The sequence below is a fragment of the Streptomyces sp. NPDC046900 genome, from assembly GCF_040644975.1.
GTDB lineage: Bacteria > Actinomycetota > Actinomycetes > Streptomycetales > Streptomycetaceae > Streptomyces.
This window is the reverse complement of record NZ_JBEYXD010000016.1, coordinates 83,326-97,202: the sequence shown is the minus strand read 5'-3', so window position 1 is coordinate 97,202 and position 13,877 is coordinate 83,326. Positions and strand designations below refer to the sequence as shown.

12 protein-coding genes and 1 pseudogene are annotated in these 13,877 nt (G+C 70.6%); 9 read left to right on the top strand and 4 right to left on the bottom strand.

All coding sequences use genetic code 11. The features are described from left to right. Positions 1-27: 27 nt before the first annotated feature. The 3 genes from ABZ904_RS18595 to ABZ904_RS18585 all read right to left on the bottom strand — a co-directional run bounded on the left by ABZ904_RS18595 (position 28) and on the right by ABZ904_RS18585 (position 4,232). Positions 28-1,509, bottom strand: coding sequence for a multicopper oxidase family protein (locus ABZ904_RS18595; RefSeq protein ID WP_361824380.1), 1,482 nt, complete (start codon positions 1,507-1,509; stop codon positions 28-30). 307 nt (positions 1,510-1,816) lie between these two features. Then, entirely contained in the window at positions 1,817-3,553 is a 1,737-nt protein-coding gene (locus ABZ904_RS18590) for a HAMP domain-containing sensor histidine kinase (RefSeq protein ID WP_361824377.1), read from the bottom strand. Continuing rightward, positions 3,546-4,232, bottom strand: coding sequence for a response regulator transcription factor (locus tag ABZ904_RS18585; RefSeq protein WP_361824374.1), 687 nt, complete (start codon positions 4,230-4,232; stop codon positions 3,546-3,548). The genes ABZ904_RS18590 and ABZ904_RS18585 overlap by 8 nt, the downstream gene beginning before the upstream one ends. A 146-nt stretch (positions 4,233-4,378) precedes the next feature. Here ABZ904_RS18585 and ABZ904_RS18580 point away from each other — a divergent pair, with 146 nt between their 5' ends. The 9 genes and pseudogenes from ABZ904_RS18580 to ABZ904_RS18540 all read left to right on the top strand — a co-directional run bounded on the left by ABZ904_RS18580 (position 4,379) and on the right by ABZ904_RS18540 (position 12,188). Beyond that, entirely contained in the window at positions 4,379-5,005 is a 627-nt protein-coding gene (locus ABZ904_RS18580) for a hypothetical protein (protein ID WP_360994595.1), read from the top strand. 459 nt (positions 5,006-5,464) lie between these two features. Further along, positions 5,465-6,763, top strand: coding sequence for a 4-carboxymuconolactone decarboxylase (pcaC, locus tag ABZ904_RS18575; protein WP_359403747.1), 1,299 nt, complete (start codon positions 5,465-5,467; stop codon positions 6,761-6,763). A 70-nt stretch (positions 6,764-6,833) separates the two neighbouring features. Further along, entirely contained in the window at positions 6,834-7,469 is a 636-nt protein-coding gene (locus tag ABZ904_RS18570; RefSeq protein ID WP_359403745.1) for an MBL fold metallo-hydrolase, read from the top strand. Between the two features lie 87 nt (positions 7,470-7,556). Further along, on the top strand, positions 7,557-8,336 hold the full coding sequence (locus tag ABZ904_RS18565) for an exodeoxyribonuclease III (RefSeq protein WP_359403742.1): 780 nt from the start codon (positions 7,557-7,559) through the stop codon (positions 8,334-8,336). 57 nt (positions 8,337-8,393) lie between these two features. Further along, positions 8,394-8,834: a DUF6278 family protein gene (locus tag ABZ904_RS18560; RefSeq protein WP_359403739.1), complete on the top strand. Its 441-nt coding sequence runs from the start codon at positions 8,394-8,396 to the stop codon at positions 8,832-8,834. Between the two features lie 138 nt (positions 8,835-8,972). Further along, positions 8,973-9,716: an amino acid ABC transporter ATP-binding protein gene (locus ABZ904_RS18555; RefSeq protein ID WP_360994587.1), complete on the top strand. Its 744-nt coding sequence runs from the start codon at positions 8,973-8,975 to the stop codon at positions 9,714-9,716. 18 nt (positions 9,717-9,734) lie between these two features. Next, positions 9,735-10,646, top strand: a complete 912-nt coding sequence (locus ABZ904_RS18550; protein ID WP_361824368.1) for a glutamate ABC transporter substrate-binding protein — start codon at positions 9,735-9,737, stop codon at positions 10,644-10,646. Between the two features lie 11 nt (positions 10,647-10,657). Continuing rightward, complete coding sequence (locus tag ABZ904_RS18545) at positions 10,658-11,302, top strand: amino acid ABC transporter permease (RefSeq protein WP_361824365.1); 645 nt, start codon at positions 10,658-10,660, stop codon at positions 11,300-11,302. Next, positions 11,299-12,188 (top strand): annotated as a pseudogene (locus ABZ904_RS18540) (amino acid ABC transporter permease). The gene ABZ904_RS18545 and the pseudogene ABZ904_RS18540 overlap by 4 nt, the downstream one beginning before the upstream one ends. Before the next feature lie 52 nt (positions 12,189-12,240). Here the strand turns inward: ABZ904_RS18540 and ABZ904_RS18535 are convergent. Beyond that, positions 12,241-13,806, bottom strand: a complete 1,566-nt coding sequence (locus tag ABZ904_RS18535; RefSeq protein ID WP_361824362.1) for an alpha/beta fold hydrolase — start codon at positions 13,804-13,806, stop codon at positions 12,241-12,243. Positions 13,807-13,877: the final 71 nt, after the last annotated feature.

Sequence of the window (13,877 nt, the reverse complement as noted above, 5' to 3'; positions counted from 1 at the left end):
CGCCGTCGGTCCTCCCGCCGGCGGCGGTCACTGACTCTCCGGCTCGTGTCTCTGGTCGACGATGTCGAGGACGGCCATCATGCCGCTGTCCTTGTGGCTGAGGATGCCGCAGTGCAGGACTGTCTTTCCGGGGAAGTCGGCGAAGCGGACCCGGACGACGATGTTGCCCTGCGCCGGGACGTTCACCGTGTCGTACCAGCCGTGGGTCGGGTCGTAGGGCTTCCCGTTGACGCTCATCAGCTGCAGGCCGTTGGTGTGGAGGTGGAAGGACTGGTCCTCCTCCGTGGCATTGCGGATGTTCCACTCCTCGACGGTGCCGAGGACGGCGGTGAAGTCGGTCCTCTGCGGGTCGTACGTCCGGCCGTTGATGAAGTACTGCGAGCCCCAGTAGTTCTCCGTGAAGACCATGGTCTTGCGGTCCGCGATCGTCGCGTCGGACAGGTCCTCATGCGGGGCGAAGTCGGTCGGAATGGCGGCCGGGGACGTGCTCGGGCCGCTGGTGACGACGGTGGCCAGGTTCGCCTGGGGGAACTTGTACCCGGCGGACCCGGTGTCGTACGGGAGGGTCTCCAGCTGGGTCGTACCGGGGTTGCCGCCCTGGACGAGGACGTCGAACCGGGCGCCGGCGGGCATGAGCAGGGTGTCCTGGGAGTAGACCTTGGTGACGGGGATGCCGTCCTGGGCGAGCACATGGAAGCTGCTGCCGTTGAGATGGACCTTGTAGTAGATGTTGGCGCCGATGTTGGCCAGACGCCACAGCTGGGTCTCGCCGGGCCGGATGCTGATCACGGGGTTCTGCTGGCCGTTGACGGTGCGGTTGGTGGGCGCGCCGATGCTCAGGGGACGGGTCTTGATCGAGTCGCCCTGGATCTGGTTGTCCTTCAGCGCGATCGTGTGCTCGGTGATGTCGCGCAGTGACGGCGGCAGGTACCGCTGGAGCCCGTCGACGATGATGATGCCCGACTCTCCGCCCGCGACCTGGGCGGTGGACCGCAGGTCGGCCTGCGAGTGGTACCAGTAGGTCCCCATGGGCTGACTGCGCGGAATCCAGTACTTGTAGTGGTACGACTGCTTGTACTTGATGGCGGTGAACATGTCGTCGGCGGGGGCGGTCGGTGACACGTGCAGGCCGTGCAGATGCAGCCTCGTGCTCTCGTCGACGTTGTTGGTCATGGTGATGTCGATGTGGTCACCGGGCCGCACCCGCAACGTGGGCGGCATGTACGCCCCGTTGTACGTGGTCGCGTACAACTGACGGTCGCCGACCTGGACCTTGTGCCGTTCCACCTTGATGGTGGTCTTGAGCAGGCCGTCGCGGCTGACCACTTCCGGAGGGTCCTGCAGAGCCGGACCCTGGCCGGTGTCCGCGCCGTTTTTCTTGGGCCCGGTCTGGTGATGGCCGTGCTCGGCCGGGTCGGGGCCCGCGCAGCCGGCCAGCACGGCGGTGGCGAGGACCAGGCCGGCAACCAGCCAGGTCAGCGGAGAACGACGAGTAGTAGGCCTGGTCACATCTCTCCCCAGGGAAGCTGCGCCGGGCGGGCGAGGCCCGGTTGCGGAGTCACGACGACCGCCGGCGGTCCGTCCTCCGGAGCCTAGGGCGACGGAGGACCACAGCCGGCTGGTGCGCGACCCGGGGCGGCGGCATCCGCTCAAACGGCAGTACGCCGAGCACCTGAATGGGTGTGTCCGATCGGCGGCCCCGTGCGCGAGCGGGCGGCCGATCGGCGGCACTCGTCGCGTCGGCGTGGGCCGTGCTGACGACCGCTCGTGCGGTACGGCACGGACGACCCCGCGGGGACGTGCTCCGTACTGGCCGTCACTTCGCGCGCGGAAGCCGGGCGCGGAAGACCGCTCCCTCGCCGGGGTCACCCCCGACGGTGAGCGAGCCGCCGTGTCGCAGCACCACGTCCCGGGCGATGGCCAGTCCGAGACCGGCACCGCCTGCATCGCGGCTTCGGGCCTCGTCCAGGCGGACGAACCGCTCGAAGACCAGCTCCCGGTCCTCCGGAGCGACCCCGGGACCGTCGTCCGCCACGGTGAGGACGATGTCGTCGCCCTCGACGACCGCGGTCACCAACACCGCGCCCTTCGCGTGCCGTTGGGCATTGTCCAGGAGATTGGCGAGGACGCGGACGAGCTGCGTCCTGCTCCCGGTCACCGCGAGCGACTCGCCCTCCAACGTCACGGCGGGGGCGAACCGGTCCGTCGCCGCCCGTGCGGCCACCTCTTCCCGGATCAGGTCCGCGAGGTCGACACGCGCGTGGGCCGGACTCTCCCCGGCGTCCAGCCGGGCGAGGAGCAGCAGGTCGGTGGCCAGGTGCTGCAGGCGTACGACGTCCTGGACGAGGTCGTGGGTGTCCAGCAGCTCCGGGTGCGCGTCGGCGACCTCCAGTTGGGTGCGCAAGTTGGCGATGGGGCTGCGCAGTTCGTGGGAGGCGTCGGCGATGAAGCGGTGCTGCCGCTCCACCGAACTCTCCAGGGCGGCCAGTGTCTGGTTGGTGGTGCGGGCCAGCCGGGCGATCTCGTCCCCCGACCGCGGCTCGGGCACCCTGCGGGACAGGTCGCCGCTCCCCGTGATCTCCGCCATCTCGGCGCGGATACCCTCCACCGGCCTCAGCGCGTGCCGGGTGACCAGCCAGGTCACGGCCGCCACCACGGCGAGCAGGAACGGCAGACCGGTCAGCAGCGACTTCGTGACCTGGTCAAGGGTGGCTTGCTCCTCCTCCAGGGAGACCCCCGCATAGACGGTGTAGGTGCGGCCGTCGTAGGTGGTGCCCTGTACGGCGGCGAAGCTGTAGTCGTGGGTCGCGCCGGCCACGGTGGCCCGGATCGTGCGCCGCTGCACGTCGGTGCCGACCCTGCCGCGCGGGGGGCTGCTGGTGGCTCCGCCGTGGTCGTCGCCGGTCGGCTCCTCGCTCTTCCCGTCCGGCGTGGCGGAGCCGTCGTCGCTGCCGCCGTGGTCGTCAGCGCCCCGGCCTCGGCGCCCGTGGTCGTCCACGGGGACCACGGTCCGGGCGATCACGCCGCGGACGGGGACGTACACGGCGGCGAGCACGCCACCCGGAACGCCCGCACCGGTATTCGCGTGCGCGGCCGTGCCGGTCACGCCTGCCGTCCCGGACGCCGACGGGGAAGCCGGTACGAATGCCGCTCCCGACCCCGACGGGGAGGGCGCTGCGGACGCCGGTGCCGTGGGAGTAGTGGAGGCGGTGGACGCGGGGGCTGCGGTGCTGTCCGCCGCCCGGGCGTAGTCGGCGACGGGGGCACGGCCCGCGAGGGCGGCACCGGCGGCCAGCACCTGCCCGGCCGAGTCGACGACCTGGACCACGCGCCCGTCCTCCGGCAGGTGGAGCCGGTCGAACCGGCCGTTCAGCGCGTCCTGGGAACCGGCCACCGTACGGGCGGTGACCTCGGCCTCCAGGCCGGCCCGTCCGGTGAGGTTGTGCCGGAGCACCGCGACCACACCGAAGCCCGCCGCGACCAGCGCGAAGCAGACCACCACGGTGGCCGCGAGCGACGCGCGTGCCCGGACCGACGCCGGCAGCCTAGGCATCGCGTCCCCCTTCGGCCTCCAGGCGGTATCCGGCGCCGCGCACGGTCTTGATGGAGCGGCGTCCGAACGGGACGTCGATCTTGCGGCGGAGCGCGCTCACATAGACCTCGACGATGTTCGGGTCGCCGTCGTAGGCGAAGTCCCAGACGTGCGTGAGGATGTCCGCCTTCGAGACCACCTCACCGGCGTGCCGCGCGAGGTGTTCCAGTACCGCGAACTCCTTGGTGGTCAGGGCGACTTCCTCCCCGTCCCGGGTCACGCGCCGGGCTCCGGGATCAAGGCTCAGGCTGCCGACGCGCAGGACCGGGGAGCCGGTGCGGCCACGGCGGCGCAGCAGGGCGCGGATGCGGGCCTGGAGGACGACGTAGGAGAACGGTTTCGTCAGGTAGTCGTCAGCGCCGGTGTCCAGGCCCTCCGCCTCGTCGTATTCGCCGTCCTTGGCGGTCAGCATCAGGATGGGCGTGTCGTCGCCCTCGTCCCGGAGCGAGGCGCAGACCCGGTAGCCGTTCATGCCGGGGAGCATGATGTCGAGCACGATCAGGTCGTACTCCTGCTCACGGGCCAAGTGCAGCCCGTCGACACCGTCATGGGCCACGTCCACGGCGAAGCCCTCGGCGGTCAGTCCGCGCGCGAGGGCGGTGGCGAGGCGTCGCTCGTCCTCGACTATCAGCAGGCGCATGGCGACAGGGTGTCAGAGCCTTCCTGAAGACGGCTTCAGGTTGCTTCAGCCTGGCTTCAGGATGCGTGGCGCACGGTGGTTCCCGTCCGGTGAAGGCGCCGGACGGACTCCGCGGACCGGCCGCGGAGCGAAGGAGGGGACACATCATGAGCATCTTCCGGCTCACCGGCCGCCGTCGAACCGTCGCAGCCGTGTGCGTCGCGGCGGCCGTGATCGGCGGAGGCGCCGTCACCGCCACGGCCGTCGCCTCACCGGCCGGCCACCAGGCCCCCGGCCCGGTCACCCCGTCGACGCACCACCAGCGGCACGGCACGGACGACCGGGGCGCGGACGACCACGGCCGCCACTCGGGCACGGACGACCACGGCCGACACTCGGGCACGGACCACGGTGCCCGCACCGGCCGGGACGACTCCCGCACCGCACCGGCGACCCAGGGCATCCCGGGCGTCGCCGTGGAGGACCGGCCGCACGCCGACGACCACCCGACCGCGCATCACGGCCGCTCCGGCGACGGGAGCCCCGAGGCCCGGCACCACGCCGACGACCCGGCCGGCGATGACCGCGGCGATGTGCGGGGTCGCGGCGCGGACGACCCGGCCGGCGACGACCGCGGCGGTGCGCGGGGTCGCGGCGCGGACGACCCCGCTGGTGACGACCACCATGGGCGCGGCTCGCACGACGGCGGGGACGACCACCATGAGCGCGGCTCGCACGACGGCGGGGACGACCGCCACGGCGGCGGCTCGCACGGCGGCCGCGACGACCACTGACGGCTCCGGACCACGAAGCCGACAGGCCGACAGGCCGACAGACCGACAGATCGACAAAGCTCGGCCGTCTGACGGTCGGCAGATCGGTGAGATCGGCAGCCGGGCACCTCCTGCGGGTCAGCCGACCCGCAGGAGGTGCTGACCGGCAGATCGGCGAACGGGCACACCGGCAGACGCGAGACCGACCGGGGCGGGCCGAGGGCCTGCGGGTCACCACCGTGGCAGCCACGGGCCGCGGCCGTGGGACTCCCCGGGAGGGGCCACCCATCCGCAGACCCTGCCCGGGCCCGCCGCCCGGAGTGCCGGCGGCGGGCCGGACTCCGCCAGGTGAGGACCGCGGGGAGCACCTGTGAAGCCGGCCGCGAAAGATCTTCGCAAAGCGGCCACGAAGTGGGACGGCTCGCATGGGGTTGCGACCCCTGCTCATGAGAAATGGTCGGATGTGAGAGCGTGAGTCGAGTGAGTGAGACGACTGCCGCACCCCTGCAATACCGCTTTGACGGGCCAGAAGACGCCCCGGTCCTGATCTTGGGGCCGTCGCTCGGGACAACATGGCACATGTGGGACCGCCAGGTCCCGGAACTCGCCAGGCAGTGGCGCATCTTCCGCTTCGATCTACCCGGGCACGGCGGCGCCCCCGCGCACCCGGCGGGCTCCGTCACCGACCTGACCACCCGGCTCCTCGCCACCCTGGACAGCGTCGGTGTGCAGCGCTTCGGCTACGCGGGCTGCGCGCTCGGCGGTGCCATCGGGGTCGAACTGGCGTTGCGCCACCCCGAACGCCTCGCCTCCCTCGCCCTGATCGCCGCCTCCCCACGCTTCGGCACGGCCGACGAGTTCCGCCAGCGCGGAGTGATCGTCCGGTCCAACGGGCTCGACCCGATCGCCCGGATGTCCCCGGAGCACTGGTTCACCTCCGGGTTCGCGGCCGCCCAGCCCGCGATCACCGAGTGGGCGGTGCAGATGGTGCGCACCACGGACCCCGGCTGCTACATCGCGGCCTGCGAGGCGCTCGCCGCGTTCGACGCACGGGCCGCACTCGGCCGTATCGGCGTTCCCACCCTCGTCCTGGTCGGCTCCGACGACCGGATCACCGGTCCCGCCCAGGCGCGGACCCTGGTCGCCGGGATACCCGACGCGCGGCTCGCGGTCGTCCCCGGCGCCTCCCATCTGGTGCCCGTCGAGCAGCCCGCGGCGGTCACGGATCTGCTGGTCCACCACTTCTCGACCGCGTGGCAGCCCGGATTCGACGCGGTGACCGGCCAGATGGCGGCGATCACCGCGTCTCCGGTGAAACCGGTCCTGTCCGCGGCGCCGCTGGTGGCCCCCCGGGCCGAGATCGCCCCGGTGGCCGTACCGCTCGAGCCCGGGGGCAGGCCCGACCCGTACGACGCGGGGATCAAGGTCCGCCGCGAGGTGCTCGGTGACGCGCACGTCGACCGGGCGCTCGCCGCGGCGGACGACTTCTCCGGGGACTTCCAGGAGTTCATCACCCGGTACGCGTGGGGCGAGATCTGGGACCGGCCGGGCCTCGACCGGCGCGCGCGCAGCTGTGTCACGCTCACCGCGCTGGTGGCGGGCGGCCACCTGGAGGAACTCGCCTTCCACACCCGGGCGGCCCTGCGCAACGGGCTCACTCCCGGCGAGATCAAGGAAGTGCTGCTCCAGGCCGCGGTCTACTGCGGCGTACCGGCCGCGAACAGCGCGTTCAAGGTGGCCCAGCAGGTCATCCGGGAGGAGACGACTCCACAGGCATGATCGTCAGCCGGGCACCAGGAGCACCAGGTTCGGCGGGCCCCGGCTGCCCGGGCCGGGGCAGGATGGACGTATGAAGCTCACGAAGAAGTCGCACGCCTGCATCCAGCTCGAGAAGGACGGGCGCAGGCTCGTCATCGACCCGGGCGCCTTCAGCGAGGAGGACGCCGCGGTCGGTGCAGAGGCCATCCTCGTGACGCACGAGCACATGGACCACTTCAGCGAGGAGCGGCTGCGGGCCGGGATGGAGGCGGACCCTGCCGCCGAGATCTGGACGCTCGCGTCCGTGGCGGAGCAGATCTCCGCGGCGTTCCCGGGCCGCGTGCACACCGTCGGCCACGGCGACACGTTCAGCGCCGCCGGCTTCGACGTCCAGGTGCACGGCGAACTGCACGCCGTGATCCACCCGGACATCCCGCGTATCACCAACGTCGGGTATCTCGTCGACGACGGCAAGGTCTTCCACCCCGGCGACGCGCTCACCGTCCCCGATCAGCCGGTCGAGACGCTGATGCTTCCGGTGATGGCCCCCTGGAACAAGATCGCCGAAGTCATCGACTACGTCCGCGAGGTCGGGCCGCGGCGCGCGTACGACATCCACGACGCCCTTCTGACGGATCTGGCCCGTCCCATCTACGACCACCAGATCGGGGCGCTGGGCGGCGCCGAGCACCTGCGGCTGACGCCGGGGGCGACGGCGGAGGTCTGAGCACCGGGAAGCCGGGGAGGCCGGGCCGCGGGGGGTTCCGTGGGACGCGGGACCGCGTTGTCACACCCGCCGGGTAGGTTGTGAGGCATGCGCATCGCGACCTGGAACGTGAACTCGATCACCGCCCGCCTCCCGAGGCTCCTGGCCTGGCTGGAGAGCAGCGGCACGGACGTGCTGTGCCTGCAGGAGGCCAAGGTCGCCGAGCAGCAGTTCCCCTACGACCAGGTGCGCGAGCTGGGCTACGAGGCGGCGGTCCACGCCACCGGCCGGTGGAACGGCGTCGCGGTGCTCTCCCGCGTCGGCATCGAGGACGTCGTCAAGGGCCTGCCCGGCGACCCCGGCTACGAGGGCGTCGAGGAGCCCCGCGCCCTCTCCGCGACCTGCGGCCCGGTCCGCGTCTGGTCGGTGTACGTGCCGAACGGCCGCGAGGTGGAGCACCCGCACTACGCGTACAAGCTCCAGTGGTTCGAGGCGCTGAAGGCGGCCGTGGCGGGCGACGCCGGCGGCAGCCGCCCGTTCGCGGTGCTCGGCGACTACAACGTGGCGCCGACGGACGACGACGTGTACGACGTCGCCGCCTTCGAGGGCGCCACGCATGTCACCCCTGCCGAGCGCGCGGCCCTGGCCTCCCTGCGTGAGACCGGCCTCGCCGACGTCGTCCCGCGTCCGCTGAAGTACGACCACCCGTTCACGTACTGGGACTACCGTCAGCTCTGCTTCCCCAAGAACCGCGGTATGCGCATCGACCTCGTGTACGGCAACAAGCCGTTCGCGGCGGCGGTCAAGGACGCGTACGTGGACCGGGAGGAGCGCAAGGGCAAGGGCGCCTCCGACCATGCGCCGGTGGTGGTGGACCTGGAGGTGTAGGCGGTTTGGGCAGTGTCACTATGGTGCGACCGGTGTCGCCGGTGACACGCTGAGCCTATGAACATCCCCTTCCTGGGCAACTGGCGCAAGAAGCGTGGCCCCGCATTCGGTGTGGCGGTGTTCTCCGACGACGACACCGACGCGGCCGGTGTCGGCGAACTCCTCTCCGAGTGCGAGCTGTTGCGCGCACAGGCCGGGCAGGACGGTGTCGAACTCGACGACTCCGCCGCGTCCCTGGAGGCGCTCGACCAGCTGGTGCCGCGCTGGCGCGACGACGAGGAGATCCTCCCCTGGCTCGGGAACGACGCGGGCCTGTATCTGGGCACGGTGATCGTCCGTACGGTCGCCGGCGCCGCCTGGTCGATCTGGCCGAACGGCCATCCCGTGGTGCGGCTGGCCTCCGGGCGCGAGATCGACGTGGTGGCCGACGGGCACACCTGGGCCGCCACGGGCGCCCCTGAACTCTCCTACGTATACGCCGAGGTGACCGAGGCCTAGCAGTGCCGCGGCCAGTGCCTAGCCTCAGCGCCCGGTAAATACGGCTAATCACCGAAAGGTGCGTGTCGGGTGTCGGGCCCGTTCCCGTCCGGATAGGTTGCGGGGCCTGCGGCACTCGGCGAGTAGGACGGGCTGGGCATGGCGGGCGATCCGCTGATCGAGCTTCACGGCGTGAACAAGTGGTACGGCGACCTGCACGTCCTGCAGAACATCGAGCTCACGGTCGGCAAGGGCGAGGTGGTCGTGGTCGTCGGCCCGTCGGGATCGGGCAAGTCCACGCTCTGCCGGACGATCAACCGGCTGGAGACCATCCAGTCCGGCACGATCAGACTCGACGGCCGGCCGCTGCCCGAGGAGGGCAGGGCACTCGCCCGCCTCCGTGCCGACGTGGGCATGGTCTTCCAGTCCTTCAACCTCTTCGCCCACAAGACCGTCCTCCAGAACGTCTCGCTCGCCCCGGTCAAGGTCCGCCGGCGCAGCAGGGACGAGGCCGACCGGCGCTCCCTCGAACTCCTCGACCGCGTCGGCCTGGCTTCCCAGGCGTCGAAGTACCCGGCCCAGCTCTCCGGCGGCCAGCAGCAGCGCGTCGCCATCGCCCGCGCCCTCGCCATGGAGCCCAAGGCGCTTCTGTTCGACGAGCCGACCTCCGCCCTGGACCCCGAGATGATCAACGAGGTCCTGGAGGTCATACGGCGGCTCGCCCGCGACGGGATGACGATGGTCGTGGTCACCCACGAGATGGGTTTCGCCCGCGCCTCCGCCCACCGCGTCGTCTTCATGGCGGAGGGCCGGCTGGTGGAGGACCGCACCCCCGAGGAGTTCTTCACCGATCCGCGCAGCGACCGCGCCAAGGACTTCCTGTCCAAGATCCTCAAGCACTGACCCGGGGGTGTGCGATCCGTGATCCGAACCAGATCCGTGTGCCTCGCCCTCGCGCTGCTCGTCGCTTCGGCGGCCGCCGCCTGCGGCAAGGTGGGCAGTCCGCCCACCAAGGGGCCGGCGACGGACAGGCTCCCGCACTACCAAGTGGCCCAGGGGTTCCGGCTCCCCGGCTCGCCCACCTGGGAGCGGGCGAGGAGGCGCGGCTACTTCGTCGTCGGCGCCAAGGAGGACCAGCCCTACCTCGGCGAGAAGGACCCGGCCACGGGTGTCTACTCCGGGTTCGACATCGAGATCGCGAGGATGATGTCGGCCTCGCTCGGCCTCTCCCCGAAGACGATCCGCTTCCTGACCATCGCCTCCGCCAACCGCGAAACAGCCCTGCAGAACGGGCAGATCGACTACTACGTCGGCACCTACACCATCAACGCCCTGCGCAAGAAGCTCGTCGGATTCGCGGGCCCGTACTTCATGGCCGGTCAGGACCTGCTGGTCCGCCAGGACGAGCACGGCATCGACGGCTCGCGGGACCTGGACGGCAAACGCGTGTGCTCGGTGGCCGGTTCGACCCCGTACCAGCGGATCAAGAAGGAGTATCCGAAGGCGGTCCTGGTCGCCTACGACACCTACTCCGTCTGCGTCGACAACCTGCTCACGTACCAGGTCGACGCGGTCACCACCGATGACGCCATCCTCATCGGCTTCGCGGCGAAGGCTCCGAAGGAACTCAGGGTCGTCGGCAGACCCTTCTCGAAGGAGCCCTACGGCATCGGCGTTCCGCGCGGCGACAACGCCCTCCGGTTCGCCCTCGACGACGCGCTGGAGGCCCGTATCAAGGACGGCGACTGGAAGAAGGCGTTCGAGGCGACGCTCGGCCTGTCCGGGGTGCCCGCGCCGACCCCGCCCGCGATCGACCGCTATCCGGCGACCTGAACGAGGCACGTGTGAAGGTACTGACCGACAACTTCTCCGTCTTCGCCGAGGGCTTCCTCGGCACCGTCGAACTCACCGTCTACTCCTCGCTGCTGGCCCTCGTGCTCGGCTTCGTGATGGCCTCCTTCCGGGTCGCGCCCGTGCGCTCCCTGAGGGCTTTCGGCACCGCGTGGGTGACGGTCCTGCGCAACACCCCGCTCACACTGCTGTTCTTCGCGGTGCTGCTCGGGCTGCCGCGCTTCGGGCTCGTGCTGCCCTTCATGGTGTTCGCCGTGCTGGCACTCGGCTGCTACACCTCGGCGTTCGTCTGCGAGGCACTGCGCTCCGGCATCAACACGGTGCCGACCGGCCAGGGTGAGGCGGCGCGCAGTCTCGGCATGACCTTCCGGCAGACCCTGTCGCACATCGTGCTGCCGCAGGCCTTCCGCTCGGTGATCCCGCCGGTCGGCTCGATCCTGATCGCGCTCGCCAAGAACTCGGCGATCGCGGGCGCCTTCAGCGTGACCGAACTGCTCGGCACCTACCGGACGCTGAGCGAGCTCGGCTACAACGTCGTCTGGACGTTCTTCTGGATCGCCGTCGGCTATCTGGTCGTCACCGGCGCCATCAGCGCGCTCTTCAACCTCCTGGAGCGCCGCTGGGGAATCGCGCGATGACCGGCAAGGCCGCGGCCGCCACGGCCCTCTACGACATCCCGGGCCCCAGGGCCCGGCAACGGCACCGCGTCTTCGCGGCCGTTGCCGCCGTCGTCCTTCTCGGAATCGTCGCCTGGATCGTGTATCTCCTCGTCGACACCGGCCAGTTCTCGTACACGAAGTGGATGCCCTTCGAGTACAAGGGAATTCAGGAGCTTCTGCTGCGGGGCCTCGGCAACACGCTCAAGGCCTTCTCGATGGCGGCCGTGCTCTCGCTGGCCCTCGGCGGGGTCCTCGCCACCGGACGGCTCTCCGAACACGCCCCCGTACGCTGGCTGTCGACGCTCGTCGTCGAGTTCTTCCGCGCCATGCCGCTGCTGGTGATGATCTTCTTCATCTTCGTGGCGCTGAAGGTGCAGCCTCTGCCCGCACTGGTCGCGGGACTCGTCCTCTACAACGGCTCGGTGCTCGCCGAGGTGTTCCGCTCCGGGATCGCCTCGGTGGACCGAGGCCAGCGGGAGGCGGCCTTCGCGCTCGGTATGCGCAAGACGCAGGTCATGTCGTACGTCCTTGTGCCGCAGGCCGTACGGGCCATGCTGCCCGCCATCATCAGCCAGTTGGTGGTGGCGCTGAAGGACACCTCTCTCGGGTTTCTGATCACCTATGAGGAGTTTCTTCACGCCGGGAAGCTCATCGCCTCGAACCTCGATTAGATTTGCCGTTCATCCCTGTGGTGATGGTGATCTCACCGATCTACATCGGGATGTGCATGTTGCTCTCGCGGGTCGCGCAATGGGCGTCCCGGTGGGAGCGGCGCAGTCCCAAGACCGAGGCCGTGGACGTCGCCACGGCCGGGGCGGGGACGTTGCTGCCGGGTGGGATTCCCCCCACGGCCCCGGGACCGTAGGGGGAGGAGGGCGGCAGCCACAGGGCCAGGCCCGGCCGGCGCCGGCCGGAGATCACTGCTCGCGCAGCGGAACGGACACATAGGACGGATCGTCCGTCGGCGAGGAGAAGGTCAGCTGCGCGCCGGACGGGTTGTGCTCGATGTACAGCGGGTCGACCGTGTCGACGACCAGGGCGAGCCGGTGCCCGGCCGGTACGTCGTAGGCCGTGGAGAACAGCTCCAGGTCGACGCCGAACGGCTGGCCGGGCGTCTGCCCGTACCAGGTGTACGGCGCGTTGCTGACCAGCTTGCCGAGGCCGAGCGGGCCCACGTCGTACAGGTACGCGACGAGGGTGCCGCTCTCCTTGGTGCCGGTGACCGTGGTGTGCAGCCTCACCGTGCCGCGGATCCGCTGGGCGGTGGCGGACTTCTGCGACTGCCAGACGGCGGCCCAGCGGCGCGGGAGGAGCGGGATGGAGGCGATCGGGGGCACCCGTGCCACCTGGTCGAGGATGCTGGAGAGGAAGATGACCCCGCCGTCGGCGCCGGAATCGACGTTCGCGTCGATCGTGGTGGTGCCGGCGAGGTCGATCTTCCTGCTGGTCGCGGCCACCGACTTCCAGTCCGGGTAGCCCTCGTAGCCGTCCGTGGAACGGGACTTGAGCTGTACGGGCTGCTCCCTGTCGATGCCGTTGTCCACACCCTTGAGGTAGTGGTCCAGCCACCGCTGCGTGTCGCCCCACACGTCGTTGGGCAGCCCGAACAGTCCGGGCAGCTCGGCGGTGGCGTGGTCGCCCGGCCGCAGTTCGAGTCTCTTCGGGACCTTCAGCTTCTCGTAGAAGTCCGCGTATCCGTTGACCGGGAAGATCGTGTCGCCCCAGGCGTTGGCGAGCATGATCGCCGCGCCGTTCCTGTTGAGCTGATCGAGGTAGGTGGCGGGGGAGCGCTTCTTGCCCCAGGCGATGAGTTCCTGTTCCTTGGCCAGGTTGGAGGCGTAGAAGTCGTTGAACACCTGCCTGACTTCGGGGCTCTCCCGGCCGGTGAGCGTCGCCGCGCCGTCCAGCAGGGCCGCCGCCTGCAGATGCTGGGTGCGGCCGGAGTAGATCGAGCCGATCAGGTCCGACCAGCCGCTGAGCGAGGCGACCGCCTTGATGCGCTTGTCGTGCGCGGCGGCCAGCAGGCTGATGCCGGCGCCGTAGGAGACGCCCGCCATGCCGATGTGCCGGGAGTCGGAAGGTGTGTTGGCGAGCGCCCAGTCGATGACCTTGGAGGCGTCGGCGATGTCGGGCGGCCCCGCCACTTCTATCTCGCCGCCGGACTGCCAGAACCCGCGGACGTTGTAAGCGACCACGACGTACCCGGAGTCGGCGAGCCTCTGGGCCTGGGTGAGGTATTCGACCTGCGGCAGACCCCAGCTCGTCGGAAGCACGACGAGCGGATAGCGCCGCGTGCCGTCGGCGCCCTGGGGCGTGGCGACGTTCGCCTTGAGGACCGTGCCGCCGTCGCCGGCGATGTCGACGAACCGCACGGCGCCGGAGGCCTGTGCGGCAGGGGCGAGCCCAAGGGCACTGCCGGCGATCAGCGTCGCCGAGACGGCACCCACGGCGGTCGTACGCAGGGCCTTGCGTGAAGTTCCCACGGGTCACTCCTCACTCGTTCAGTGCAAAGTGACCAGACGGTAACCTCAGGCCATTACCGGAGGTAACCCGT

What these genes read in the sequence shown, in the direction of transcription:
- ABZ904_RS18560 (WP_359403739.1), top strand. Translation starts at nt 8,394, where the DNA reads ATGAACATCCCCTTCCTGGGCAACTGGCGCAAGAAGCGTGGCCCCGCA.
- ABZ904_RS18570 (WP_359403745.1), top strand. Translation starts at nt 6,834, where the DNA reads ATGAAGCTCACGAAGAAGTCGCACGCCTGCATCCAGCTCGAGAAGGAC.
- ABZ904_RS18555 (WP_360994587.1), top strand. Translation starts at nt 8,973, where the DNA reads ATGGCGGGCGATCCGCTGATCGAGCTTCACGGCGTGAACAAGTGGTAC.
- ABZ904_RS18585 (WP_361824374.1), bottom strand. Translation starts at nt 4,232, where the DNA reads ATGCGCCTGCTGATAGTCGAGGACGAGCGACGCCTCGCCACCGCCCTC.
- ABZ904_RS18590 (WP_361824377.1), bottom strand. Translation starts at nt 3,553, where the DNA reads ATGCCTAGGCTGCCGGCGTCGGTCCGGGCACGCGCGTCGCTCGCGGCC.
- ABZ904_RS18565 (WP_359403742.1), top strand. Translation starts at nt 7,557, where the DNA reads ATGCGCATCGCGACCTGGAACGTGAACTCGATCACCGCCCGCCTCCCG.
- ABZ904_RS18580 (WP_360994595.1), top strand. Translation starts at nt 4,379, where the DNA reads ATGAGCATCTTCCGGCTCACCGGCCGCCGTCGAACCGTCGCAGCCGTG.